Origin of the sequence: Salifodinibacter halophilus (genome assembly GCA_012999515.1) — a bacterium.
Classification (GTDB): Bacteria; Pseudomonadota; Gammaproteobacteria; order Nevskiales; family Salinisphaeraceae; genus Salifodinibacter; species Salifodinibacter halophilus.
The window spans coordinates 497,496-522,799 of record JABEEB010000001.1 but is presented as its reverse complement, the minus strand read 5'-3'; the positions used below and the strand labels follow the sequence as shown (position 1 = coordinate 522,799).

The following is a 25,304-nucleotide window of genomic DNA, read 5'->3' as shown; positions in this document are numbered from 1 at the left end:
AATAATCATTCGCAAATGTAGATAGCAGCAGCAGTGCAATAGCAATCGCTGCGTATATTCGTTCGAAAGCGGACCGGTGTCGGTCGACAATAATGCATGGCCGGATAATCCCAGCCTGCTGCGCCGATAAGCGGTCACGATGACGAGCCAGGTGGCCGCGACCCCACCGGGGCCACGGCTATCGACCACGGCACACCATCCGTATGCTCGCTGGACGGAAGAGGCGCGCTGCAGAACGGCCGCTGTCGACGAGCCTCGCTAGCAGTCAATATGCGGCGACGGTAGCTGTCTGCCACCGACCAAGACTAGCGGCCGCGCGTATCCACCCTCCCCGCTCGACTATCCCGGATCGGCTGGTACGGGCGCGGCCTTTTTCAGGCTAATCGCCTTCCTGCTCGGGTTTGGGCGACCCCATCACCTTGGCCAGTTGTTCGCCTTGCGGAACGCCCTGTTTGACCGTCACGTCACCGTCCGCGTTGTGATAGACGATTGCCGGTGTCGCGTGGAGGCCGTGTGATTTCATGAAGTCGGTGTTCCGGCCGATCTTTTTGACGACTTTGTCAGGCGGGTTGTCCATCGCCTCGATGCCGCCGTCCTCATAATTGTGTTCGGAACGATCCAGAGCTTTGGACGGATCATCCGCAGCCAGAATAGATGCGGCTTTGGGCATACTGCTCGGTTTCAGTAGGCCGACCAATACATGCCGGATCTGGACTTTGCCGGCGTTGACCCACGGTCTCGCCTTTTGCCAGAACCTGTGGCAATACGGGCAGTTCGCGTCGGTGAACATATAGATAATGCGCTCGGCATCGTCCGCTCCATCGGCCACCCACGTCGTTTTTGCCAACTTGCCCCAGACGTTGCTTTGTTGCGAACCTGTCACCAGACGTTGCAACGGTTTCGCGCTCAGATTGCGGCCCTGGCTGTCGACCATGGTTCCGACAATCGCCCGTTTGCCATCGGGCGTGACATAGATCGCGACTGATTGGCCTTTGAAATTCGCGGCATACCCCGCGAGTTCCCCCTTGGTTTCGAAGGTGCCACTGAGTTTCATGCCCTGCTTTTGCAGTGCCGCGACTGGCGCGGGCACATCGTCATCAGCCGCCCCCGCCGGATTAGCGACCAATAGGCCGGCAATCAGGGCAGCTGCGAAAAAAACGCGAATCATGATCTCTCCTTGGTATTGCGCTGGTTTTGGGTTGTGGTGTTATCGATTCGATTCAGCGCGCGTGCGAGCGTGGCGCGCGACAATAAGCCCATGTGGCGATCAACTAGATGGCCATCGGCGGCAAAGAATAATGTGGTCGGAAATGCCTGCACATTGGCGGCACGAGCCAGCTCTTGATCATCATCGATCAACATATTGTGCGGCGAAATCGCCTCGGTTTTTAGAAAATTCCGGATCTTGTCCCGCGGTTCACCTTGATTGACGAACACAAAACTAACCCCGGAACGTGCCTTTTGCGCGGCCGTCAGCATGGGCATTTCGGCCCGGCATGGTGGACACCAGCTTGCCCAGAAATTGACCACCATCGGTGCGCCGGGGGCCTCGGCAGCAAGCTCGTCCAGTGTGGTCGCACCACCATCGAGGCGCACTAATGGCATATCGGGACGCGTCATTTGGTTCGGCTGCAGCAGATGCAGCCCACCGCTTGCGCCACCCCATACAAGCCCACCGGCCAACAATGATATGGCCAGCGGGCGGCGCATGGCCGGCCAACGATAAGCCACGACGCTGGCGTATACGGCCATGGCGATGAGACCACCGAAAGACTCGAAGCCGCCGTCCCGAATATCGATAATTGAGAGCGGACTCGATACATAGTGGCCCCAGTAGCGCAGCACGAACGTTACCCGCGCAGCCACAATCGCGACCAACGCCAGTACGATCAGCTTGTCGACAATCGGCACGTCGCGGCGGCGCGCGCTGAGCCGGCCGACGATCAACGCGACTCCAAGCGCGATAAGCAGCAGCGCACGACCAACTGGCATCGCGATTGGACCAATGCTGATCGCCGACATCAGGAGGCCGCTCGCTGCGCGCGGCGCCAATGTTCAAGAAATGCATCGGCGTCCAGCTCGCCAACGATCCGGGCCGACCGGTATCGCTGACCATCCGGCCCAATGAACAAGATCGTCGGCGGTCCGACGACATCGAACGCGTCCATCATCTTGCGAATCGCCTGGTTATTGTCGGTTATATCCGGCCGCACCAGGTTAACGTTGGCCAATGCCTTCTGGACCTTGGCGTTGCCATAAACCTGACGTTCGATCACCTTGCACGACACGCACCAGTCGGCGTAGAAATCCACGAGCGTCCACTGATCCTGTTGCTTGGCGGCACCCACCGACTGCTTCAGGCTCGCGAGATCATGCACGCGCTGGAACCGATCGTTGAAATCCGTGCTGGCTGGCGTCGCGTTAGCGCCCGACCCCGTGCTTAGAAACGTCAGCGGCCGCATCGGATCGTGGGCGCCGCCGGCCGCGCCCACAACCATTAGACCGCCCCAAAGCCCCAGCACGAGCGCACCGGTAGCCGCCGCCACAGTGCCGACACCAGCCGAATAACCCAGTCGACGTACAGCACAGCCGATCGCCAAGCCGGCCGCAATGAATAAGACGCCCCACAAGCCCAGCGTGACCGATGCCGGCAAGACACGGCTGATCATCCACAGCGCGGTGGCCAGCAGCACGAAACCAAACGCCGCTTTCACGCCATTCATCCAAGGCCCCGGACGTGGCATGAACTGCGCCCCCAGCGTGCCGACCACGAGCAACGGTACGCCCATGCCAAGCCCGAGCGCGAGCAGGGCCAACCCACCGAGAACAACGTCTCCGCTTTGCGCGATATACAACAACGCGCCCGCCAACGGCGCCGTCATACAGGGGCCGACGAGCACTGCTGAAATCACTCCCATGCCGGCGGCGCCGGCAATATGGCCGCCGCGCCGATTTTCGTTGGCGCGATTGAGACGATCGCGCAGCGCGGCCGGCAGCTGGAACTCGAAAACGCCAAACATCGCCAGCGCCAACACCACGAACACCAGCGCGAATGCACCGAGTACAGCCGGCGTCTGCAAGATTGCCTGCAGATTGGCGCCAGCCAGCGCGGCGGCCACCCCCAATACGGCATAGGTCACGGCCATAGGCAGCACGAAAGCCAGCGATAGCACGGCGCCACGCAGCCCGCGCGCATCGGCGCCAACGATGACGCCGGATAAAATCGGCACCATCGGCAGCACACAGGGCGTAAATGCTAATAACAGCCCTAGCCCGAAGAATACGGCGAGCGTCCACGCAATCGACCCCTGTGCCAGCCGATTAACGAGTGCTTGGTCATCGCCGCTCTGGTGATTCGCCTCGGCCGCGGTTTGCGGCGCCTGTGACTGGCTGGCAGCGCTCGCTTGCTCGGATGCTTTATCAGCCGATGCTGTCGTGGATCCGCCGCCGGCGTCTGTCGGAACATCGAGCGTGGCGTGCTGTGGTGGATAGCATAAACCAGCCTTGGCACAGCCTTGCCAGGTTAAATCGATCTGCCGGGCTTGCCCCGGATCGATGGTTACAGTCACATCGTGGTTGTAGACGTTCTGGTCGCCGAAATATTGATCGTGAATCAGCTTGCCGTCGGGCTTTTTCACCTTCTTGATCGACGCATCCTTGCCTTCAATCTGCATCCGCGAGCGATACAGATAATAGCCATCGGCGACCTGCCAGCGCAGCTCGATCCGACCGTTATCGGTGACCTGCTTCTGATAAGAAAACGCCTTGTCCGGTGGCAGGAACTGATCCTCCGCAGCCAGCGTCGTAGAGCTATACACCAGGCAAGCCGCAAGCAAAAGCAGCAACCAATATGCGATACGTGTCATGGCATTCGGGCGTTTCAAATACATATCGATGATTCTGCGCTCGTAAAATTAAGAATGTATTAGCTTGGCTTTCGAATGCCGTGTGGCGTAGCGAACGCTCGGCCTGGATTTAAACCGTAGACGTTGGGCTCCCAAACCCAGCGTTTGGTAACGCGATGCATATTCTGTTGATCGAAGACGATACGTTGGTTGGCGGCGGTATCCGGACGGGGCTCGAAGTGGCCGGCTATACCGTCGATTGGGCTACGACCGGCGAGGATGCGCGCCTGGCATTCCAGGCACTCGCCAGTGATGCTGTCGTGCTCGATCTCGGGTTGCCGGACGAAGACGGCTTGATGTTATTGCGTGACTGGCGAGCTGCTGGCAATGATGTACCGGTGCTGGTTCTCACCGCGCGCGACGCGGTTACCGACCGCGTAACCGGGCTAACCGCGGGCGCAGATGATTATCTACTCAAACCCTTCGATCTCGACGAACTCACAGCGCGTGTGCAGGCGTTGTTGCGGCGCTCAGGCGGGCGTGCTGGTCCGGTCATCCATCATGGTCCAATCACCTTAGATCCAAATAATCGTGCTGTATATCGACACGACCACGAAATCGAGCTGACCCGACGCGAATTCGCGCTATTATCCAAGATGTTGCATGCGCGCCGCGGTATCGTGAGCGTGGAGCAACTCAAGGACAGCCTCTATGGGCTGGAGGCCGAAATCGAAAGTAATGCCATCAACGTGCACATCCATAACGTGCGACGCAAACTTGGTCACGGCTTGATTCGCACCGTTCGAGGCCTGGGCTATCGGCTCGGCGACGCCGACCAGATCGACGGCGAGCGAGACACATGAGCCTGCGTTGGCGCTTGCTGCTGACACTAGGCATATCGTTTTGTGTGCTCTGGCTGGGCGTCGCGGCCTGGTTGTACAGCGATCTGCGCCAGCAGATGCACACCACGCTGGATCAGCGTCTGGCGGCTTCGGCTCGCATGGTTGCGGGATTAGTCGCGCAGATGCCAACCGATACCTGGAAAAACACCGGTTCCCCCGGACTCTCGACACCACTTTATGCCGACATTGCTTGTCAGATCCGTTCAGCGCGCGGACACATGCTCGTGCGTACACACGGAGACTTCGACGAGCAGCTCGACACCCCAAAGCCGGGTTATACCAACCGTGTCATCGACGGCCAGCGTTGGCGATTGTTCACCTATGTCGAAAGTGGCCTGTACATCACGACTGCCGACCGGCTGGCCAATCGACACACGCTCCAACGCAACATCGTATTGGTGGCCGTTATTCCATTTGTGGTCGCCCTCGTCGGCACGTTACTCGTGTTATGGCTCGGTATACGTCGCGGGCTACGGCCGCTCGAACAACTGCGTCGCGCACTCTCGCAACGCACCCCCGACGCATTGGAGCCCATCGAAATTACGCACACGCCTGCCGAGTTGGCGCCAGCGATTGAAACGCTCAACCATTTACTCGTGCGTACCGATCACGTTCTGGCCCGCGAACAGCGTTTCACCAGCGAGGTGGCACACGAACTGCGCACACCATTAACCGCTATCAAGACCCACGTACAACTGGCCTCGCGCGTCGAATCGGACCGGGCAGAACAAGTACTCGCTGACGCCGAAGCTGGGATCGCACGGCTACAGCGAACACTCGAACAACTGCTATTGCTGGCGCGCATGGAGGAAACAGGCTCTTCGGATGGCGATGCCCATACCGCCTCCGCCTGTGAGGTCGCAGTCGACGCCTGTGCCGACCTACCGGGTGCGGCCCGTATTCATGTGCCGGAGACAATTCCCGCCATTAACCTAGCCTTGCCGCCGGCATTGGCCGCGGCCGCATTGCGGAACCTGCTGGATAACGCACTGCGTCATTCACCGGTCGATGCATGTGTTGAACTCAGCGTGACAACAACCACCGAACACATCGAATTTCTGGTGGCCGATCGAGGCGACTGGCCAGAACATGCCGACACCACCGTTCTGACACAACGTTTCTGGCGCGCCGCCACTGAGCGTGATCGCAGCAGTGGTAGCGGCCTGGGTTTAACGATCGTCGCCGCGATCGCGGCCCGTTTCGGTGGCGACCTGGATTTCGAAACACGCTCTGGCGGCGGTTTGAACGCACGGCTAAGATTAGCGCGTCTCATCTGAGCATGCGGCGACAAACGCTGCATCCCCAGCCCCTATTGGCACCGTCTCTTGACGTTTTGAGCGCGCGAACCGAACTTACGTGTGCCGGCCGGCCTCAGATCAAGCCGCCTACGATTTGAGCCCGGCCGGTCACTCAGTGCACTTTGGAGACGCTAGGCTCAATCGATCGCCAGCAATACATCTTCCAACACGTTACACATTTGATCGATGTGCTCGCGTTCGCTGATCAGTGGCGGGCCGAGTTGCACCGTATTGCCGCCGTAGCGCAGATACATGCCGCGCTGCCATGCACCCATCGATAGCTTCCATGGACGCTTGCTCGGCTCACCGTCAACAGTTTCAATTTCCAGTGCACCAGCCAGCCCGATATTGCGGATATCCGATACGTGGGGAAGCCCACGCAGCCGATGAATCTGTTCTTCGAAATAAGGTGCAAGCGCGGCGCTTTTAGCCACCATTTGTTCGTTTTCATAGAGATCCAACGCCGCCAGGCCGGCAGCACAGGCCAGCGGGTGGCCCGAGTAGGTATAGCCGTGGGCAAATTCGATTTGATAGTGCGGCAGGTCCTGTTCCATAAATGTGCGATAGATCGCGTCACTGACTACAACGGCCCCCATCGGCACCGTGCCGTTAGTCATGTTCTTGGCCAGCGTCATCATGTCCGGCCGGACGCCGAACAGCTCCGCACCAAAACTGGCCCCCGTTCGACCGAACCCGGTTAGCACCTCATCGAAAATCAACAGCACGTCGTGGCGATCGCAAATCGCGCGCAGCCTTTGCAAATAGCCGGCTGGCGGCACGATGACGCCAGCCGAGCCGGCCACCGGCTCCACCATGACCGCAGCGATATTATCGGCGCCATGGGTTGCGATGAGCGCCTCGAGCTCATCGGCACGTTCAGCGCCGCTCTCGGGAATACCGCGCGAAAAGCGATTCTCGTCGACAAGTGTATGGGACAGATGATCAGCAGGCCATAAACCGCCAAGATCTGCCCGATTGGCCTCGATACCGCCGACACTGGTACCGCCAATATTGACGCCATGATAGCCCTTGGCACGACCGATCAGTCGCGTCTTGGTATCGGCGCCCCGCTTTTGCCAGTAAGCACGCGCCATTTTCAATGCGGTATCAGCCGACTCCGAGCCGGAGTTGGTGAAAAAAGCGTGATCCAAGCCTGCCGGTGTCAAATCGACAACACGCTTGGCCAGCTTGAATTGGGCCGGGTGACCGAATTGGAACGGCGGCGCGTAATCGAGCTCACGCACTGTTTCGGCAATGCTGTCGGCGATTGCCGTGCGGCCATGGCCAAAACTGGCGCACCACAACCCCGATAGGCTATCCAATATCGCCTGGCCATCGGCGTCGTAGTAGTGGCAACCGTGGGCGGCGGTGATGATACGTGGCTCCGCCTTGAACTGCCGGTTACCAGTAAACGGCATCCAGTAAGCGTCCAGTTCAGCCGGTGAAGGCGTGGATATCAACGTTTGCGATGCGGTATCGGCCTTTACACCCACCATCAACAACCTCTTGGTGTTTTAGTCAAGTAAAAACGGACACCGATTGAAGCAACGGCGGCCAGATCCTGTCGTCGTCCAATATAGTACGGCTCATAGTTGGCCGCTGTAACGCATGACCGAAAATATAGTTAATGATACCCACGATCGCACCTATGCGTATGAGTGATTCGCCAGTTCTTGTACAACAAGTTATGCCAATCAATGACTACACGGTCATGCCGGCATATCGCGAATTACTGGCACCCACTGGCTGAAACGGCTCCGGATCTACAATCCGATCACGCCGTAGCAGAATATCGGCTAAAAGTTGTGCGGCTGCGGGCGCCATAACCAAACCGCTCCGATGATGGCCGGCGTTCACATACAGCCGAGCGATACCGGGTACGGCGCCAATCAGCGGCATGCCATCAGGCGTGCCGGGTCGAAGACCTGCCCATTGATGCTCGATGCGGTAGTCGGCGAGCGCCGGCAACATCGCCACCGCCGTGTGCCAGAGCGACTCTCTCGCCTTTATGCTTGGCTGCTTGTCGAACCCAGCCTCGGGTTCCAGCGTCGACCCCACCAATATACGGCCATCCGCGCGCGGTATCAGATAACGGCTATCATGTAAGACAACCCGGTTAAGTAGCGGAAAGTCATCAAGCTTTTGCGGCCGCAATAAAAGCATTTGGCCTTTGACCGGGCGTATCGGCAACGCCACCCCGAGATCGGCACATAGCCTGGGCGTCCATGCGCCCGCGCATATAACGGTAAAGCCGCCGGTATAAGCGCCTCGCGATGTCTCGACGACAACATCATGTCCGTCTCGTAACCACAATTTCTGAACATTGAGATGTTCATACAACGTAACTCGTGGCGACTGGTCGAGATATTGTCGTAGCGCCCGACCAAGACGCGGATTACGCACACTCCCAAGATCAGGCATCGAGAGCCCACCTGTATCCGTGTTGATCGACGGCTCCTGCCCTTCAAACGCATCACGATCGAATACTCGAAGAGTTTGCTTCATACGCCGCGCCCAGGCGCATGCTCGGGTCGGGTTCTCGGGATCGAGATAAAGCAGGCCACGGATGTGGTATTCCGGATCAACACCGGTGGCACAGACCAGACGTTCGGTGAATGTCGGATACATCGATTCCGACACGATCGCTAGGCGAGAGATCGCGTCCGGCTGTTCCCAAGGATAAAGCGGCGACACAATTCCGCCGCCGGCCCACGAGGCTTCGTGACCACACCATCCGCGCTCGAGTAACGTAACCGTATGGCCGGCTTCGGCAAGCTCGAGGGCGCTCGCCATGCCGATAACCCCGCCGCCAATTATCAAAAAATCAGATATGTTTGAGCCGTATTTCTTCACAATCGACGACACAGCGAGAACGGAATCACGCACCGCTCGTTCAGGTGTTGTTGAACAGCGGTCAAAAGATTGATTCGTCAGCCGCTGCGCCCGAGACCAGCGGCCACCACGGGCGCAGACACGCTTGGTGATTTAAGCGAATTCTTTGTATTTATCCAAGAAACGCTCAGGTTTGCGGAGTGCATCTTTGCGGAAAGGATCGCCCAGCTCCCGTGTGCACATGATTTCGATTACACAGGTTTTACCGGCATTCATCTGCATATCAACAGCCTTTCGAAGCGCCGGACCGACACCTTCGAGGCTATCCACAGTCATGCCCTCTGCCCCCATGGCGCGAGCTATATCGGCAAAACTGTTACTTTCCAGTTCGCCGGCTACGAAACGACGATTGTAGAAATCCACTTGGTTTTTCTTCTCCGCGCCCCACTGGCGATTGTGGAATACAACCGCCGTCACCGGGATACCATGCCGCACGCACGTCAGAGTCTCGCCCATGCTCATGGCCCAAGCCCCGTCGCCGGCATAAGAGATCGCCGGGCGATGTGGTTCGGCTTTCTTGGCACCGATGATGGCCGGGAACGCGTAGCCGCAATTGCCGAAAGTCATCGCCCCAAAAAAGCTGCGTGGCTGCTCGAATCGTAGATAGCTGTTGGCGACCGAGTTGATATTGCCAATATCGGTCGACACCATGACATTTTCCGGCATCGCCTTTTCCAACTCGCGCAACACTTGGCGCGGATGTAGATATTCGCCACCTGAAAACGGTTTGTCACGCTCCGTATCGGCGATTACATCCATGCTGTAGGCGTCGATCTCATGCGTCCACGCATCGAGCTCATCTTCCCAAGCCTGCTTCTCCGATGCGATAGTCGCCTGACGTGACTGTTGTGTCGCATCCGAGGCAAGTCGACGTTGCTCGAGGCGCTGCTCGAGGGCATTCGCCGTGGCGGCCGCATCGCCGCAGATGCCAAGGCTGATGCGCTTGGTCAGCCCCAGACGTGTCTCGTCGGTATCGACTTGGATGATTCTGGCGTTTTCGGGCCAATAGTCCAGATCGTGTTGCGGCAAAGTCCCGAATGGGTTCAGCCGGCAACCGAGTGCCAGTACCACATCGGCCTGCGCGATCAACTTCATCGCTGCCTTGGAGCCCTGGTAGCCGAGCGGGCCACACCACAGGTGATGACTGGCTGGGAAGGAATCGTTGTGGAGATAGCTGTTCACGACCGGTGCATTTAAACGCTCTGCTAGCGTCCGACAGTCGTCGACACCGTCGGCCATGACCACGCCACCTCCGGAAATGATGACTGGAAATTCGGCCTCAGCTAACATTTCGGCCGCATTATCCAGACTTTGTGTTCCGCCGGGGCCCCGTTCCACGTGCAGTGGTTTCGGAATCTCGACCTCGTTCTCGCCGTAGAAATAGTCGCGCGGGATATTCAACTGTGTGGGGCCATTCTCTATCTTCGCCAAGTCGAAACAGCGAGCGGTGAACTCCGCCATACGCGCCGGGTTGCAGACATGGCCCTGATACTTGGTGAATTCCTCAAACATTGAGAGTTGATTGGCTTCCTGGAAGCCACCCAGTCCTATACCGCCAGTACCGGCCTGCGGCGTCACAATAACCACCGGACTGTGGGCCCAATACGCCGCAGCGATCGCAGTCACGCAATTGCTGATTCCGGGGCCGTTCTGCCCGATAACCACCCCGTGGCGACCGGACACGCGGGCGTAGCCATCGGCCATATGGGCCGCACCCTGCTCGTGAACGACAGGCGTCAATTCGATACCGGCCGGCGCAAAGATGTCCATTGCGTCCATAAAAGCTGAGCCCATGATGCCGAACATGTTGGTCACACCGTTGGCGACCATCGTTTCAACGAAGGCTTCGGACGGGGTCATCTTATGTTTGCCAGAAACGACGCTGCGAGACTCGTCGGGTGTCTCTGTCATCTGTTCAGCGGGATTACTCATGTCATGTCCTCGATGCTGGAACTAAAAACCACGGAACGATCATTGGATCTGTTTTGAACGCGGCTGCCGTTGTGCGGCATACGGCCACGTCTAGCGCAACTGCTTGCCAAACTAGAATCCTTCACGGCGCTTTGGATAGCACCAGCAGAGTCGTTTCTTTGGGACCAACGGGCTGCAGGCTCAATCAACGCACGTCGACAAACACCACACCGTCCGCATGGGCGCTGGCTCTATTCAGGGCATTCAACTGGTACTAAGCCGCATCCTGGTGCGGTGCTAGCTTCGACCTCGACGTCGCAACGACTTGATAACCCCAGGCAAGGCGGTCCCTCACCGGGTTTACGTTTACAACGGCTTATACACGCGCCCGTTGCATACCGTCCAGCATCGAAAACACGGACAAAGTGACTCGAGGCGGGGCCGTCGAGCCACCCGACGCGCAGACGGTCATCCGACAAACCAAAAGCAATCGGCTATGCAATACGACTTCATTATCGTCGGCGCAGGCTCGGCGGGCTGTGTTCTAACGCGCCGACTCGTCGAACAACAATTTTCCGTCCTGTTACTAGAAGCCGGCCCGAAGGACAGCCACCCCTGGATCCACGTGCCGATCGGTTACGGCAAAACGATGTTCGATTATCGCGTGAACTGGGGCTATACCACCGAATCGGATCCCGGTATCAACTCGCGCCGGATGTATTGGCCACGCGGCAAAGTGCTCGGCGGATCCAGCTCAATCAATGGTCTAATTTATGTGCGCGGCCAACCGGAGGACTACAACGCGTGGGCGCGCGCCGGCTGTACTGGCTGGGCCTATCACGACGTTTTGCCTTATTTCCGGAAAGCCGAAAATCACATCCGCGGCGCTGATGCCTATCACGGCGTGAGTGGGCCGCTCACGGTATCGGACATCGGCGAAAGTCACCCGCTCTGCGACGCATTCATCGAGTCGGGACAGGCGGTCGGCATTCCACGCAACGATGATTTCAACGGTGCAAGCCAGGAAGGTATAGGTTATTTCCAGCTCACCACCCGCAACGGGTACCGCTGCAGCACGGCCAGGGCCTATCTGAAACCGGTGCAGGGCCGGACCAACCTGACAATCGCAACCGGAGCCCAGTGCCTGAACGTCGAGCTCGAGAATGGTCGGGTAACCGGCGTCCGCTATCGACAGCGCGATACGATATACACGGCGCGCGCCGCGCGCGAAGTGATTGTGGCCGCTGGAGCAATCAACACCCCGCAGATTCTGGAACTCTCGGGCATCGGACCGAAAGCAAAACTTAGCGAACACTGCATCACGCTGGTGCGCCAATCCGACGCCGTCGGCGAGAACCTGCGTGACCATCTACAGACCCGCCTGATCTATCGGTGTACTGACCGCATCACCACCAATGACGACCTGAACAATCCATTGCGCAAACTGCGCATCGGTCTTCGCTATATCACGTCACGCAGCGGACCGCTGGCAGTCGGCATCAATCAGGCCGGCGGTTTCATGCATAGCCGTCCGGATGTCGCACGTCCGGACATCCAGTTCCACTTCGGGACGCTGAGCTCCGACAGCCCCGGATCGCCCGTTCATCGTTTTCCAGGATTTACGCTATCGGCTTGTCAGCTCCACCCCAGGAGCACTGGCTCGGTCCATATCCAGTCGCCCGACCCCGAACGCTATCCAGCCATTCACCCGAATTATCTAAGCAACGATCACGATATCGACGTGCTAGTCGATGGGCTCAAACTCGCTCGACGGCTAGCCATCACCGAGCCACTGTCGCGCTACATCGTCGAAGAATACGCACCTGGTCCACACCACATGTCGGACGATAGTCTCCGGGATTTCATACGCGATGACGCCACAACCATATTCCACCCTTGCGGCACCTGTCGCATGGGATCCGATCAGGATTCCGTAGTCGACCCTGAGCTTCGTGTTCGCGGCGTGCCCGGTCTGCGGTTGGCCGATGCCTCGATCATGCCCGATATTCCGTCCGGTAACACCAACGCTCCCGTGGTTATGATCGGAGAAAAGGCGGCCGACCTGATTCTGGACGCGCATCTCGCCAAAGCTACGTCGCGGGTCGCCTAAATCCGCACCGACGCAAGGCAGCTGTCGCCAATCGAATCCAGCAACTGGTCCTACCCGGCGATCGCGGGCGTGACTAGCCTTGCCTAGCGTCTACATCAAACCATCGGAGATAGTTCGCGTGTTTTCCCAGCGGTTCGTTTTTGAAACGCCTCAAACGCTACTAGACCGTCTCGATAACCGATCTGTACCGCGGGTCGTCATCGCTGGCGCCGATCACGAGCTACCGATGTCGGCTGCTGCCGATGCCGCACGACGCGGTTTGATCCAGCCGATTCTAGTCGGCCCAGCGCATAACATTCGTCAGACGGCCGACGACATCGGCTGGGACATGGCCGATGCCGAACTGATACCAACATCGAGTGAAAATGTTGTATCCGAAAGCGTGCGACTAATTCTCGCCGGCGCCGGCGATATTATGGCCAAAGGCCATATCGATACCAGTCAACTCATGTCGGCAGTACTAGATCGTGAGCGTGGATTGCGTACTAAATCTCGGCTGACGCACGCATTTCATATGACCGCACCGACTTGGTCCCGTCCGTTGACCGTCAGCGACGCCGCGCTGAATATTGCGCCGGATTTGGAGACCAAACGACACATCACGCGCAACGCCGTCGCCGTGGCGCAGGCCACCGGCTGTCAACGACCGCGTATCGCCCTGCTATCCGGCAGCGAAAAACCTAGTGAGCGAATGCCTTCCAGTATGGAAGCCGAACAACTCGCGCGCGAATTGAACGATGACACGTCGGCCGACTGCGAGGTCGCTGGACCCTTGGCCATGGATCTGGCGATCTCACCCGAGGCCGGCCAGGCCAAGGGGATCGACGGCTCCGTCATTGGCCGTGCCGATGTGGTCATCGTGCCTAACCTGGAAGCGGGAAACATCCTCTACAAGACACTGGTCTACGCCAGTGGTGCCACAGCCGCCGGGCTGGTTGTCGGCGCACGCGTGCCAATCGTTCTGACTTCGCGCGCCGACCCAGCCAGCGCACGGCTCACATCGTTTGCATTGGCGGCATTGATGGCCAACGGCGGCTGACGCGGTGCCACATCGCGGGTCAAAAGCGACGACCTGGCGGCCACTACATGAGCCACACAACGCTGCGATACATTCGGTCTTGGGATAATTTCGATAAAGTCATCCTATTGTTTCCCCCAAGTCGAAGCAGATTCAGCCCTTCGCGTTGTATGCGTCCGATAGTTGGTTTTGTCTTCTTGGGCGCTGACTTGCTCACCGAGTATCAGATAGTCAAGTTCTTCGGTGGACGAATTCTGGTAATCGCCGGCGTACATGGTGTAGAAGCCGACCCCGAGCGCGACCCAGAAAGCCAGCACAATCCACGACGGCATACCAAGCGCGCCGGGCGACCCCGGGATCAGCAGCAAACCGAGAAATCCGATGCTACAGCCACTGCCAACAAGAGACACAATCTTCTTGAATGGTGCGACCTCGGCATTGAGCCCATTGGCCGGGCTGCCCGCATGCCATCTAAAGAGCCGATACGCCGCTAAACAGTAGTAGAGATATGCGATCGAGACGCCGATGGCCGACATATTCACAATCCACAGCAGTACTGGGCGCCCAAACCATGGCGCGACCAGAGAGATGACGCAGACAAAGACGATGCTGTTGTAGGGCGTATTGTGGTTATAGTGCAGGCGGGCGAACATCGGTGGTATTGCCCTGGCTCGGCCCATTGCGAACATCAAACGACTCGTCGAGATATAAAAGCCGTTTAGCCCGGTAAAAATGCCCATCGTCAGGGCAACCACCAGTACTGAGAGGCCACCGTAGCCGAGCACGCTCTGGACCGCATACCCAGTACCCCAGAGTTCGTGCCGTGCAGCGAGATCGGTCCAGGGCATCGCCAGTCCCGTGGCCACAATTAAGATGGAATAGTGGATGGCAGCGATGGCCAACGCACTAATGATCAACGTGGTGGCTTTACGCGGCGAAAAATTGAACTCCTCGGCGGTCTGAGGAACGGTGTCGAAGCCGACGTACGCCCAAGGTGCAATCGCCACGATCCCGGCAATCGCAGACCAAGAACCAATGCCGGGTTTAAACGCCGGACTTAAATTGCTAAGCGTTGTCGACGGAGAGCTTGCCATGCCGATCGTGACGACAACGGCTGCCATGAGAAGCAAAACGCAGAATAAAAACTGTGTCCTGCCGGAAACACCCGCGCCACGGTAGTTCAGCCAGGCAAACAAAATGAGAATGCCGCTGACGATGAGGACTTGAACGAGATAGATATTCCACCCCGCCACCGAATAGAGTTGCCCCGTCTTCACAAAACCGGGAAACAAAAACTTAACCATCAAACCCATCGCGGACGCATTGAGCGCGACGACAGAAGCGTACCCCAGAATCAGAAACCAGCCACAGATAAAGGCGTGATTGCGACCGAAGCAAAGATACGAATACGCGAACGGGCCACCAGTGACTGGATAGGCGCGTATCAGATACGCAGTACTTACGCCTATAAGGATCATGGCAGCGGCACCGATTGCAAAACCGATGATTACACCCAATGGGCCCGCCTGGGCTATCCAATTGGCGGGTAAGACGAAGCTGCCCCAGCCGACGGCCGATCCAAAGGCCATTGCCCATATCCAGTGCGGCTTGAAAGTTTTTGCGAGTGTATTGCGCTGGTCACTCATGGCCGTCACCTCCTTGATGAGGTTTTGTCAGCGGATTTGGCACAGAAGCTGTCAACGAATGGCCTCCTGTTTCCCGGTAGTCGAAAACGTGGCCAAATCAGCCGAAGCTAACGATTCAAAACAGCTCGTCGCGCCGGTAGTAATAGCGGTACAAGAGGTATAGAAAATCGCCTCCAGCACTTCGTTTAGTTCGATTTGGTCGGCAATATCAGTCATACCCGCTCCTGCTTCCTCGTGTGGACTGAGACGGCGCTCATAACCGACGCTATTGCCGCCGGAAATTGCATTAGCATGGTTCGAATCGTAAGAAAATACGACCCGATCGAAGCGAACCAGACTCAAATAATGACTGGGATCATAATCAGAATTCTGGGAAAGAAGATTAAAACAACATCAACTACGATTCTGGAAAGGAAATACCGATTCAACATTCTTATAAGTTACTGAAATTAATATTTTTTTGTAAATAATTTCAGAAGAAACAAAATCGGAAGACCGAATTTATTCTCGCATTATACGACTAAAGTCTAACGAGAATGTTCTCGTAGCAAAAGTTGTCGTCGGTAACGACCCACTTGGCGCTTATATTCGTATTAGTTCTTATCTTATATAATATAATTATTTTATTAGTATCACTTCTTTGTAAATTGTCAAACCAGGAATACGAGCGACTTCAAAGCGATTAAAGGCACTTTAAGCGGAGCCATCTGTTTCACCTCGATCGTCGGATCAGAACAGTCTTCAGTCGCAGACTCGCACGCCAGTTATCGATATGCCGCATGCGGCCATACTGAGGTACGAGAAACTCGTGGATGACGACTCTCCCTATGCACGGGAGCAAAAGGTAATGAGCGAACTTGGATGAACCATTGCTGAGCGTCACCAACCCGCCGGAATGCGACGAGATTCGAGCCCACTGAACCCGACTTAACTGGCCGAGCCGTGCAACTGGCGTACTTACAAGTTGCCGCTGTTTATGGCAGCTTGCTTTCCTGCAAAGAGTGGTGGGAATGTGTTCGGAGTGCCAACCAAGCAGGTGATCCGAGTGCAGTCGGTCGATGACTTCGACGCCGACACTCCCATGTTGGCCGATAGCTGAGGGTGCACATATTGCCGACATGTGACACCTGCGCTCCGGCTAGCGCGTTTGCCGGCAGATAGCGAACAATCAGGAACTGGCTCGCGAAGCCGCCGCTCGCTATGAGCGCGATGTCATGCCCGATCATCGCTACAGTGCCAAAACACAGAGTCAGCACGAGACATATCTGGCCAAGATTCGGAAGCGCAGCCTCGGCAAAATGGCGGTTGCCGACATCGAAGTCGCGCACGTTGCGGAATCACTCGACGAACTAACGAGCGGTCGACGCATGCGCAACGTCTACCGCCAACTGCTAATACAGGTATTCCAATGCGCCATTGAGCTCGGCTGGGCGCCGATAATCCCGCGTCTGTCACACGCACCGTCAATGAAGACCGAAGGCGGATGCGACTGACGCTGGACGGCTACCGCGCAATACATGCCGAGGCACCACACTGGCTTAGGGTCGCAATGGATCTGGCGCTCGTCACGCTACAGCGACCTGAAGATCTGGTCATGGCTCGCTACTCAGACATCCAGAGCGGCGCGCTTTATATACAGCAGCGCAAAACTGGCACCAAGCTCGCGATATCCATCGGACCGGAGCTGGCCTCGGTGATTGAAGACAGACGCGACGGCAAGGTATGCCCCTTCATCATCCATCACCGACCGCGTCGACTACCAAGCAACCCGCCTGCAAATCGTGAGCACCCGATGCAAGTCTACGTCGACAAGCTCGGGAAAGCGTTCGCTAGCGCGCGCCAAAAATCCGGCGTATTCGCCTCAGCCCACAATCCGCCCGCTTTCTACGAAATCAAAAGCCTGGGCGGCGACCGCTATCGCCAGATGGGCTGGTCGCCACCGCGATACAAGCGCTTTACGGACACGCCAACCAGGCCATGACTCAGCACCACCTCTAAGGCCATGAAGCGCCGTGGACGCCGGCCGGAACCGCGTAGTTTTGCGAGGGTTTTGCTATTTTTTGCTGCAGGACTGTGGCGACGCTCCGCAAGTCCCTGATTTTATGGTCGGGGTAGCAGGATTTGAACCTGCGACCTTCTGCACCCCATGCAGACGCGCTACCAAGCTGCGCCATACCCCGTCAGCGGTGCATAGACTATCAAATGCGGCGTTCGCTGACGACCTTTATAAGGAGTCGCGAAGATTTTCCAATTCTTCGCGGACCGCGGCCAGTGAGTCACCGGCATTTGAGCTAGGCAGCGACGCCAGTGTCTTGCCCTTCCCTTTAAGTTGCATCCGAGCGCCTGGGATCGTAAACCCATGTTCGTAGAGCAGCGATCGAATCTCACGCGCGATCATGACATCGCGCTGCTGATAGTAACGCCGATTGCCTCGTCGCTTAACCGGCTTGAGTTGAGAGAACTCCTGTTCCCAGTAACGCAGAACGTGCGGTTTCAGAGCGCATAACTCGCTGACTTCACCAATCGTAAAGTAGCGTTTATCAGGAACCGCCGGCAGCGATTCTATGGATTCAGGCGCCACCGGATTCAACGTATGAACGCAACTTGCGCCCCGCCTTGAAAGTCACGACACGGCGGGCCGATATAGGAATTTCCTCGCCGGTCTTGGGATTCCGACCAGGTCGTTCCCCTTTATCACGGAGCTCGAAATTACCGAGCCCAGAAATCTTAACCTGCTCACCCTCGGCGAGCGTGTCGCGGATTGAATCGAAGAAGCGATTGACGAACTCTTTCGACTCGCGCTTGTTGAAGCCTAGATCCTCGAACAATGTTTCAGCAAGATCCGCCTTCGTTAACGCCAATGCTCAAGCCCCTCTTAAATAAGCGCCACAGGTCGTTGTAAGCGCTGACATGATTCGTGTGATGGTTTGGTCGACCTCTTCCGAGGTCAGAGTGCTGGTTTTATCTTGGAAAATCAAGCGCAAGGCGACACTCTTGAATCCTGCCTCGAGATTTCCGCCGTAAAACACGTCGACGATGTCGACCGATTGGAGCGTCGACGCATCAACCGACCGTGCGCACTCAATCAAGTCACCAGCCGGCACATCGTCAGCAACAACCAACGCCAGATCGCGAACAACTTGTGGCTGGTCCGATATCGGCTCGTGATGGATGGTTGCAGCCCGCTCCAGATAGGCAGATTCTACCTCAAATAAATATGGTTTGTCTTTGTTTTTATTGTCTTTTATAACGCCATCCGCTAGCTGTCCCAGCCAGCCGACATGGACACCGTTACAACGTATATGTGCGCACCGCCCCATTTGCAGCCCGGGATGTTCAGCGGCCTCGAAAGACAGATCATCCCGACCGGCGGCGGCAAATAGGGCTTCGACATCACCTTTGGCGTCGAAGAAATCGACACCACGAGGCGCGGCATCCCAGCTCTGTGGCTGCGCATTACCGGCGACCAATCCGCCAATACGCGCAGTTTGCGCGACGCTGTGCTCGGCCTGGTCATTCGCCTCAAAGCATAAGCCAGCTTCGTAAAGTCGGATGTCGTTCTGGCCGCGACGGCGGTTATATAAATAGGCCTCGAGCAACCCCGCCCATAACGTGCGGCGCATCACCCCCATGTTTTCGGCAATCGGGTTATCGAGTGCCAGCGCCCCCTGTTCGCCGATTAGCTTTGCCTCCAGTTCCGGATCCACAAAACTATAGGTGATCGCTTCGCTATAGCCGCGTGCACGAAGAACATGTAGCGGTGGACGTGGATCCGCGAGTCGATTGACGGGCTCTCCAAGTGCCACGCGCGCCGGCTGTGTCGCGATCCGTTCGTAGCCGTAGATACGCGCTATTTCCTCGATCAGATCAGGCGCGATCGCGAGGTCGAAACGCCAGCTTGCCGGTACCACGCGCCAAGCGTCGTCGCCAGTCTGGGTGACATCGAGCCCAAGTGCACTGAGAGTCTCGGTCACAAACTGCGGATCAATTACTTGGCCTAATGTGCGCTTGATGGCGGTCGAGTCGAGTTCGATCGCTGGCTGATATGCCCCGAGGTTTTGTCCGTCCGCGCGGACGACCAACCCCGGTGAGCCACCTGCAATCTGCTGGCAAAGTGCAGTTGCATATTCGATGGCCGGTTCGGCCATTGCAGAATCGACGCCGCGCTCAAACCGGTGCAATGAATCCGTCTGAATTTTGTAGCGACGCCCCTGCCCAGCAACGGCCGCGGGTGTAAAACAAGCCGCTTCAAATACGATATTTCGAGTTTCCGGGCCAACCGCCGTGCGCGCGCCACCGATGACGCCAGCAATCGCAGTCGGCCCATTATCGTCGGCAATAACAAGCGTTTCCGGCGACAGCACCACTTCTTCGTTTTCAAGCGTAACGATCGACTCATCGGCCTCGGCATATCGGACGTTAATCGCGCCCGCCAGCCGATCGGCATCAAATGCGTGCATCGGCTGCCCGCATGCCAGCATTACGTAGTTGGTTATATCGACTGGTGCATTGATCGCACCGATGCCCGCTCGCCGTAAACGCTCGGTCAGCCACGGCGGCGGCGTCACCGTTACATCTACCCCCGTTACGACACGCGCGCAATACACCGCACACGCCCCGGGCGCACTAATTGAAACGCCACGCTCGCTCGCGTCGCTAGCGGCCACTGGCCTGACGTCGTGAACCGGCGGCTGACAACCGCAAACCAGCGCGACCTCCCGTGCCACGCCGAGCATGCCGAGACAGTCACCACGATTCGGTGTCAGGTCCAACACCAATGAGTCGTCAGGCAACCCAAGATAGGCGCCCAAATCCTGTCCAAGCGGCGCGTCATTCGGCAGACGCCACAAACCGGTATCGTCGGCGCCAAGGCCGAGTTCGGCTGCGCTGCACAACATCCCGGCGGATGCAATACCACCGATTTGCGTGTGTTCGATGACGCGCCCATCACCGAGGGTCGCCCCCACCGTGGCGTACGGTACGCGCATATCAGCCACCACGTTCGGCGCAGCGCAGACAACTTCACGTGTCGTCCCTTGAGCGTCAATCTCAATGGTGCAAACGCGGGCGTCCATCAAATCGGCACGCGCCGCTACATCAACCACCTGCGCTACAACCACGCCGTCGAACGTGGCCTCCCAATGCTCGACTTCGTCGACTTCCAGGCCAGCGGTGGTCAGACGCTCAGCGATGCGATCGAGTGGTTCGTCAGTCTCGACGAAGCGGCGAAGCCAATGTGCACTAACTTTCATGGGCGTCTAGACAAACTGGCCGAGAAAACGAAGATCGTTGGCAAAGAACTGCCTCAGGTCATCCACGCCGTAGCGCAACATCGCCAAGCGCTCCACGCCCATACCAAAGGCGTAGCCGGTATAGCGCGTGCTGTCGACACCGGCGGCCGCCAAAACATTCGGATGAACCATGCCGCACCCGAGCACTTCCATCCAACCACGGCCAGTACCGAGACTGGCACCGTCGATATCAACTTCGGCCGACGGTTCGGTGAATGGGAAATACGAGGGACGAAAGCGAAGCGTCAGACTCGTTTCGAAAAAGGATTCGAGAAAGGTCTCAAGTTCGGCGCGCAGCTGACTGAACGTAACGTCCTCGGCGACGTACAAACCTTCGATCTGATGAAACATGGGGCTGTGCGTGCGATCCGAATCGCAGCGGAAAACCCGCCCCGGTGCGATGATGCGAATGGGCGGCTGACGCCCAGTCATAGTCCGGATTTGAACCGGCGACGTATGCGTGCGCAGTAGCAAGCGCCCTGCATCGAGGTAAAACGTGTCCTGCATCGCACGCGCCGGATGATCAGGCGGAACGTTCAAGGCTTCGAAGTTGTGGAAATCGTCCTCGATTTCCGGCCCTTGCACGGCCTCGAACGCGCGCTGGGCGAACAGCATTTCGATACGCTGACGCGTCAGGCTGATGGGATGCTCTGCACCGGGGTGGTGGCCACGGCCAGGCAATGTGACATCAACTGCTTCGCGCTTGGCACGATCTTGCGCCGCGGCTTGTTGGAGTGCCGCGCGACGCGCCTGAATCGCACCGTCCACCTCTTGTTTCAGCGCGTTTAGTTCAGCGCCAGCGCGTTTACGCTCGTCCGGCTCGAGTTGCCCCAGCGAACGGAGCTCGGTGGTAATTCGCCCTTTCTTGCCGACCAGGGCAACGCGCGCCGCGTCGAGCGATTCCAATGTCTCCGCCTCGGCGATAGACGCGAGTGCTTCCGAGCGCAGCGTTTCTATCGATTCGGCCATGAGCAGACGCCGTCAGACAGTTTCTTTAGCGCGCGAGAGCAGCATTGAGTATTCACTGCCCGCAATAACTCCACGCGCAACCATTAAAAAAGGGAAAGCCGCCGGCCTTCCCTTATCGAGCGCACCAAGCGCCCTTGCGTTTTAACCCGTCGCCTAGGCGCGGGTCGCGCGTTCGACGATATCGCCGAACGTCTGTTTATCACGCACCGCCAGGTCGGCGAGCATCTTCCGGTTGAGTTGGATGTCGGTCTTCTTCAGACCCTGCATCAACTGGCTATAGGAAGTGCCGTGCGTCTTGGCTGCCGCGGAAATACGCGTGATCCAAAGCCGACGCATGTCCCGCTTGCGATTCCGGCGGTCGCGGTAAGCATACTGCCCCGCCTTGATGACTGCCTGTTTAGCAACGCGAAACGTGCGGCTTCGGGCGCCATAATAACCCTTGGCCTGTTTCAGGATCTTCTTGTGGCGCGCTTTCTTGACGACGCCTCGTTTGACTCGTGCCATCGTGTATTAGCCTCGATGAATTGGTGATAGTAGCCAGTCTAGGCGTAGGGCATCAGCCGCTTAATCGCTACCTGATCGGATTTTGCCGCTATGGCCGGCTTCTCCAATCGCCGCTTACGCTTGGGCGACTTTTTGGTCAGGATATGATTGTGATAAGCGTGTTGCCGACGAATCCGGCCGCTTCCAGTTTTCTTGAAGCGCTTGGCAGCACCGCTATGTGTCTTGATCTTCGGCATCGTCTTTCTGCTCGTCCTACTTCTTGCTGTTTTTGGGCACGCCTTTCAGCGGTGACATGACCATCGTCATCAGACGCCCCTGCATTTCGGGCCGCTGGTCGACAGACGCCCAGTCCGTCAGATCGTCCTCGACGTCTTCCAGAAGCTCAACACCGAGCTCCTGATGGGCCATTTCACGCCCGCGAAAACGCAGCGTAACCTTAATCTTGTCCCCATCTTCCAGAAACGCCTTCAGCTTCCGAAGCTTCATGTCGTAATCGCCCTTATCGGTTCCCGGGCGAAACTTTACTTCCTTGAGCTGAGTTTGCTTCTGCTTCTGCTTACCGGCCTGCTGTATTTTCTTTTTCTCGAAAACATGCTTGCCGTAATCCATCACGCGCGTAACCGGCGGATCAGCGTTCGGTGATACTTCGACCAGGTCCAGCTCGTATTCGGCGGCTTTTTCCAACGCCGCATCCCGGTCCATGATTCCGATCTGCTCGCCGTCCGGCGCGATCACGCGCACGCGCTCGGCGACTATCGCTTCATTGCGACGGTCTTTTTGTGCAGTTGCGATTATTACTCCTCCATTTACCAGCCGACGATCCGGCTGGCTATCCCAATATCATAACAAAATTGGTTGGCGCGACCCAACGACGTTTCAAGTTCCTGCACTGATTCGTGCACGGGCACTATCGATGAACTCGTCGACAGATACAGCGCCATGGTCATCACCCTCACGTGTGCGCACGGCGACACGGCCGGCTTCGACCTCAGAATCCCCCACGATCAGCAAATACGGCACACGCTCGAGTGTATGCTCACGTATTTTATAGCCGACTTTTTCATTGCGCGTATCAGTTTCGACGCGCCACCCAGTGTCGCGCAACTGTTCGGCCACGCGCTCGGCGTAATCCGTCTGGGCTTCGGTGATCGTGCACACAACGGCCTGGACCGGCGCCAGCCAGACTGGCAACCAACCGGCATAGTGTTCGATCAACACACCGACAAAACGCTCAATCGACCCCAGGATCGCGCGGTGAAGCATGACCGGCACACGGCGCTCACCATCGGTATCGATGAAACTCGCGCCCAATCGATCAGGCATGGAGAAATCGAGTTGCATCGTACCCAACTGCCAAACGCGATCGATGCAGTCTCTGAGAGAAAATTCGATTTTCGGACCGTAGAACGCGCCCTCGCCCGCCTGTAATTCGTAATCGATCGACTTGGTTTGCAGGCACTCTTCGAGCGCAGCTTCCGAGCGGTCCCAGATGGCGTCGGAGCCGACGCGTTTTTCCGGCCGCGTCGACAGTTTGATCAAGACTTCTTCAAAACCGAAGTCACGATAAACCTGGTACAAAAGATCAATAAAGGCGTTGACCTCATCGCCGATCTGATCTTCGCGGCAGAAGATGTGGGCATCGTCCTGCGTAAAACCACGTACGCGCATTAGCCCGTGCAGTGTGCCCGAGGCCTCATTACGATGACAGCACCCGAATTCAGCCAGCCGCAACGGCAAATCGCGATAGCTTTTCAGGCCTTGATTGAAAACCTGCACATGGGCCGGGCAATTCATCGGCTTGACCGCGAATTGGCGATCTTCGGAGCCGGTAATGAACATGTCGTCGGCAAACTTGTCCGCGTGGCCGGAACGCTCCCACAATGACAAGTCGATAAGCTGGGGCGTATTAATTTCGCGATAGCCCGAGCGCGCCAGCTTGGTTCGAATGTAATTCTCGATCGTCAGCACGATCTGCCAGCCGCGATCGTGCCAGAACACCATGCCCGGCGCTTCCTCCTGTAAATGAAACAGGCTCTGCTGCACGCCGATCCGGCGATGGTCGCGTTTTTTGGCCTCCTCGATACGCGTCAAGTACGCATCTAGATCGGCTTTGTTTGCCCAAGCCGTACCGTAGATACGTGTCAGCATTTCGTTGTTCGAATCACCACGCCAGTAGGCACCAGCCGTACTAGTCAGCCGAAACGCCCGCAGATGCCTAGCGTTCGGCACATGCGGCCCGGTACACATGTCCACGTATTCTTCGTGGTGATAGAGCGCGATAGTTGCATCTGATGGGATCGCATCCACAAGCGCCTGCTTGTAGGGCTCTCCTCGTTCACCGAATGTTTGCCAGGCAGTGTCGGCGTCGACGACTTCGCGGATAACATCGTAGTCGTGGTGGGCGAGCTCGAGCATCCGTGCTTCGATGGTCTCGAGCTCTTCCGGTCCGATGGCTTCATCCAACGCCACGTCGTAATAAAAGCCGTTCTCGACCACCGGACCGATCGCCATCTGAACGCCCGGGTATAGTGTTTTCAGCGCCTGACCTAGAAGATGTGCGCAGGAGTGGCGGATGATATCCAAGCCATCCGGCTCGCTGGCCGTAACCAATTGGACAGCAGCGTCGTGCTCGATCGGAACGCAGGTATCGACCAAATTGCCATCGACGCGCGCGGCGAGCGTTGCTTTAGCGAGACCAGCACCGATACTCTCAGCTACTTCCATGCCAGTCACGGCGCGGTCGAACTGCTTAGTAGTACCGTCCGGCAGCGTGATGGCGGGCATAGCGCGTTCTTACTGGTCGATGTCCTGACCACCTATGTGGCCGGATAACGCGCCGGGTCATTGGTCAATCGTAAGACGGGCGTACTAATGCAAGCATTGCTGCAAACAACGCTGCACACACCCACCGGGCGTCT

22 protein-coding genes and 1 tRNA gene are annotated in these 25,304 nt (G+C 57.6%); 6 read left to right on the top strand and 17 right to left on the bottom strand.

The features are described from left to right. Positions 1-379: 379 nt before the first annotated feature. From dsbG to dsbD, 3 genes are read right to left on the bottom strand one after another with little or no spacing between them, the layout of a single operon-like run. Positions 380-1,168, bottom strand: a complete 789-nt coding sequence (dsbG, locus tag HKX41_02355) for a thiol:disulfide interchange protein DsbG (GenBank protein ID NNC22999.1) — start codon at positions 1,166-1,168, stop codon at positions 380-382. Beyond that, the gene (locus HKX41_02350; GenBank protein NNC22998.1) at positions 1,165-2,022 is read right to left on the bottom strand and encodes a TlpA family protein disulfide reductase; all 858 of its coding nucleotides are present in this window, start codon (positions 2,020-2,022) and stop codon (positions 1,165-1,167) included. Before HKX41_02350 ends, dsbG begins: the two co-directional genes overlap by 4 nt. Next, a complete protein-coding gene (gene dsbD, locus HKX41_02345; GenBank protein ID NNC22997.1) occupies positions 2,022-3,866 on the bottom strand; it encodes a protein-disulfide reductase DsbD in 1,845 nt (614 codons plus the stop codon). The genes HKX41_02350 and dsbD overlap by 1 nt, the downstream gene beginning before the upstream one ends. A gap of 155 nt (positions 3,867-4,021) precedes the next feature. On the opposite strand from dsbD, the gene HKX41_02340 reads away from it, so the two are divergent. Together HKX41_02340 and HKX41_02335 are read left to right on the top strand one after the other, a co-directional pair. After that, on the top strand, positions 4,022-4,708 hold the full coding sequence (locus tag HKX41_02340) for a response regulator (protein NNC22996.1): 687 nt from the start codon (positions 4,022-4,024) through the stop codon (positions 4,706-4,708). Further along, a complete protein-coding gene (locus tag HKX41_02335) occupies positions 4,705-6,024 on the top strand; it encodes a HAMP domain-containing protein (GenBank protein ID NNC22995.1) in 1,320 nt (439 codons plus the stop codon). Before HKX41_02340 ends, HKX41_02335 begins: the two co-directional genes overlap by 4 nt. A gap of 158 nt (positions 6,025-6,182) precedes the next feature. Here the strand turns inward: HKX41_02335 and HKX41_02330 are convergent, their stop codons facing one another. From HKX41_02330 to xsc, 3 genes are all read right to left on the bottom strand, one after another. After that, the gene (locus tag HKX41_02330) at positions 6,183-7,541 is read right to left on the bottom strand and encodes an aminotransferase class III-fold pyridoxal phosphate-dependent enzyme (protein NNC22994.1); all 1,359 of its coding nucleotides are present in this window, start codon (positions 7,539-7,541) and stop codon (positions 6,183-6,185) included. 205 nt (positions 7,542-7,746) lie between these two features. Then, the gene (thiO, locus tag HKX41_02325; protein ID NNC22993.1) at positions 7,747-8,877 is read right to left on the bottom strand and encodes a glycine oxidase ThiO; all 1,131 of its coding nucleotides are present in this window, start codon (positions 8,875-8,877) and stop codon (positions 7,747-7,749) included. 153 nt (positions 8,878-9,030) lie between these two features. Next, a complete protein-coding gene (gene xsc / locus HKX41_02320) occupies positions 9,031-10,848 on the bottom strand; it encodes a sulfoacetaldehyde acetyltransferase (protein ID NNC22992.1) in 1,818 nt (605 codons plus the stop codon). 496 nt (positions 10,849-11,344) lie between these two features. Here xsc and HKX41_02315 point away from each other — a divergent pair, with 496 nt between their 5' ends. Both HKX41_02315 and HKX41_02310 read left to right on the top strand, forming a co-directional pair. Beyond that, a complete protein-coding gene (locus tag HKX41_02315; protein NNC22991.1) occupies positions 11,345-12,958 on the top strand; it encodes a choline dehydrogenase in 1,614 nt (537 codons plus the stop codon). Positions 12,959-13,037: 79 nt separating this feature from the next. Then, on the top strand, positions 13,038-13,997 hold the full coding sequence (locus HKX41_02310) for a bifunctional enoyl-CoA hydratase/phosphate acetyltransferase (GenBank protein NNC22990.1): 960 nt from the start codon (positions 13,038-13,040) through the stop codon (positions 13,995-13,997). A gap of 104 nt (positions 13,998-14,101) precedes the next feature. Here the strand turns inward: HKX41_02310 and HKX41_02305 are convergent, their stop codons facing one another. Further along, on the bottom strand, positions 14,102-15,622 hold the full coding sequence (locus tag HKX41_02305; GenBank protein ID NNC22989.1) for an APC family permease: 1,521 nt from the start codon (positions 15,620-15,622) through the stop codon (positions 14,102-14,104). Positions 15,623-15,673: 51 nt separating this feature from the next. After that, positions 15,674-15,838: a hypothetical protein gene (locus HKX41_02300; GenBank protein NNC22988.1), complete on the bottom strand. Its 165-nt coding sequence runs from the start codon at positions 15,836-15,838 to the stop codon at positions 15,674-15,676. A 998-nt stretch (positions 15,839-16,836) separates the two neighbouring features. Between HKX41_02300 and HKX41_02295 the strand changes: the two genes are divergently transcribed. Continuing rightward, positions 16,837-17,115 (top strand): hypothetical protein, encoded by a 279-nt coding sequence (locus HKX41_02295; protein NNC22987.1) that lies wholly within the window; start codon positions 16,837-16,839, stop codon positions 17,113-17,115. After that, positions 17,106-17,603: an integrase gene (locus tag HKX41_02290; protein NNC22986.1), complete on the top strand. Its 498-nt coding sequence runs from the start codon at positions 17,106-17,108 to the stop codon at positions 17,601-17,603. The genes HKX41_02295 and HKX41_02290 overlap by 10 nt, the downstream gene beginning before the upstream one ends. Positions 17,604-17,725: 122 nt before the next feature. Here the strand turns inward: HKX41_02290 and HKX41_02285 are convergent. The 9 genes from HKX41_02285 to thrS form a co-directional block, all read right to left on the bottom strand. Further along, positions 17,726-17,802 (bottom strand) — tRNA-Pro (locus tag HKX41_02285). A gap of 44 nt (positions 17,803-17,846) precedes the next feature. Beyond that, positions 17,847-18,203, bottom strand: coding sequence for a MerR family transcriptional regulator (locus tag HKX41_02280; protein ID NNC22985.1), 357 nt, complete (start codon positions 18,201-18,203; stop codon positions 17,847-17,849). Further along, positions 18,193-18,483 (bottom strand): integration host factor subunit alpha, encoded by a 291-nt coding sequence (locus HKX41_02275; protein NNC22984.1) that lies wholly within the window; start codon positions 18,481-18,483, stop codon positions 18,193-18,195. Before HKX41_02275 ends, HKX41_02280 begins: the two co-directional genes overlap by 11 nt. 3 nt (positions 18,484-18,486) lie before the next feature. Next, positions 18,487-20,874, bottom strand: coding sequence for a phenylalanine--tRNA ligase subunit beta (locus tag HKX41_02270; GenBank protein ID NNC22983.1), 2,388 nt, complete (start codon positions 20,872-20,874; stop codon positions 18,487-18,489). 6 nt (positions 20,875-20,880) lie between these two features. Next, positions 20,881-21,882, bottom strand: a complete 1,002-nt coding sequence (gene pheS, locus HKX41_02265) for a phenylalanine--tRNA ligase subunit alpha (protein ID NNC22982.1) — start codon at positions 21,880-21,882, stop codon at positions 20,881-20,883. Between the two features lie 153 nt (positions 21,883-22,035). Further along, positions 22,036-22,386: a 50S ribosomal protein L20 gene (gene rplT / locus HKX41_02260; GenBank protein NNC22981.1), complete on the bottom strand. Its 351-nt coding sequence runs from the start codon at positions 22,384-22,386 to the stop codon at positions 22,036-22,038. Positions 22,387-22,424: 38 nt separating this feature from the next. Then, complete coding sequence (rpmI, locus tag HKX41_02255) at positions 22,425-22,622, bottom strand: 50S ribosomal protein L35 (protein NNC22980.1); 198 nt, start codon at positions 22,620-22,622, stop codon at positions 22,425-22,427. Positions 22,623-22,638: 16 nt separating this feature from the next. Next, positions 22,639-23,181 carry a translation initiation factor IF-3 gene (gene infC, locus HKX41_02250; protein ID NNC22979.1) on the bottom strand — a complete coding sequence of 181 codons (543 nt, stop codon included), beginning with the start codon at positions 23,179-23,181 and terminating at the stop codon, positions 22,639-22,641. An 81-nt stretch (positions 23,182-23,262) separates the two neighbouring features. Beyond that, positions 23,263-25,170, bottom strand: a complete 1,908-nt coding sequence (gene thrS / locus HKX41_02245) for a threonine--tRNA ligase (GenBank protein ID NNC22978.1) — start codon at positions 25,168-25,170, stop codon at positions 23,263-23,265. Positions 25,171-25,304 lie beyond the last annotated feature (134 nt).

What these genes read in the sequence shown, in the direction of transcription:
- dsbG (NNC22999.1), bottom strand. Translation starts at nt 1,168, where the DNA reads ATGATTCGCGTTTTTTTCGCAGCTGCCCTGATTGCCGGCCTATTGGTC.
- HKX41_02350 (NNC22998.1), bottom strand. Translation starts at nt 2,022, where the DNA reads ATGTCGGCGATCAGCATTGGTCCAATCGCGATGCCAGTTGGTCGTGCG.
- dsbD (NNC22997.1), bottom strand. Translation starts at nt 3,866, where the DNA reads ATGACACGTATCGCATATTGGTTGCTGCTTTTGCTTGCGGCTTGCCTG.
- HKX41_02340 (NNC22996.1), top strand. Translation starts at nt 4,022, where the DNA reads ATGCATATTCTGTTGATCGAAGACGATACGTTGGTTGGCGGCGGTATC.
- HKX41_02335 (NNC22995.1), top strand. Translation starts at nt 4,705, where the DNA reads ATGAGCCTGCGTTGGCGCTTGCTGCTGACACTAGGCATATCGTTTTGT.
- HKX41_02330 (NNC22994.1), bottom strand. Translation starts at nt 7,541, where the DNA reads ATGGTGGGTGTAAAGGCCGATACCGCATCGCAAACGTTGATATCCACG.
- xsc (NNC22992.1), bottom strand. Translation starts at nt 10,848, where the DNA reads ATGACAGAGACACCCGACGAGTCTCGCAGCGTCGTTTCTGGCAAACAT.
- HKX41_02315 (NNC22991.1), top strand. Translation starts at nt 11,345, where the DNA reads ATGCAATACGACTTCATTATCGTCGGCGCAGGCTCGGCGGGCTGTGTT.
- HKX41_02305 (NNC22989.1), bottom strand. Translation starts at nt 15,622, where the DNA reads ATGAGTGACCAGCGCAATACACTCGCAAAAACTTTCAAGCCGCACTGG.
- HKX41_02300 (NNC22988.1), bottom strand. Translation starts at nt 15,838, where the DNA reads ATGACTGATATTGCCGACCAAATCGAACTAAACGAAGTGCTGGAGGCG.
- HKX41_02295 (NNC22987.1), top strand. Translation starts at nt 16,837, where the DNA reads ATGCCCGATCATCGCTACAGTGCCAAAACACAGAGTCAGCACGAGACA.
- HKX41_02290 (NNC22986.1), top strand. Translation starts at nt 17,106, where the DNA reads ATGCGACTGACGCTGGACGGCTACCGCGCAATACATGCCGAGGCACCA.
- HKX41_02270 (NNC22983.1), bottom strand. Translation starts at nt 20,874, where the DNA reads ATGAAAGTTAGTGCACATTGGCTTCGCCGCTTCGTCGAGACTGACGAA.
- pheS (NNC22982.1), bottom strand. Translation starts at nt 21,882, where the DNA reads ATGGCCGAATCGATAGAAACGCTGCGCTCGGAAGCACTCGCGTCTATC.
- rplT (NNC22981.1), bottom strand. Translation starts at nt 22,386, where the DNA reads ATGGCACGAGTCAAACGAGGCGTCGTCAAGAAAGCGCGCCACAAGAAG.
- rpmI (NNC22980.1), bottom strand. Translation starts at nt 22,622, where the DNA reads ATGCCGAAGATCAAGACACATAGCGGTGCTGCCAAGCGCTTCAAGAAA.
- thrS (NNC22978.1), bottom strand. Translation starts at nt 25,170, where the DNA reads ATGCCCGCCATCACGCTGCCGGACGGTACTACTAAGCAGTTCGACCGC.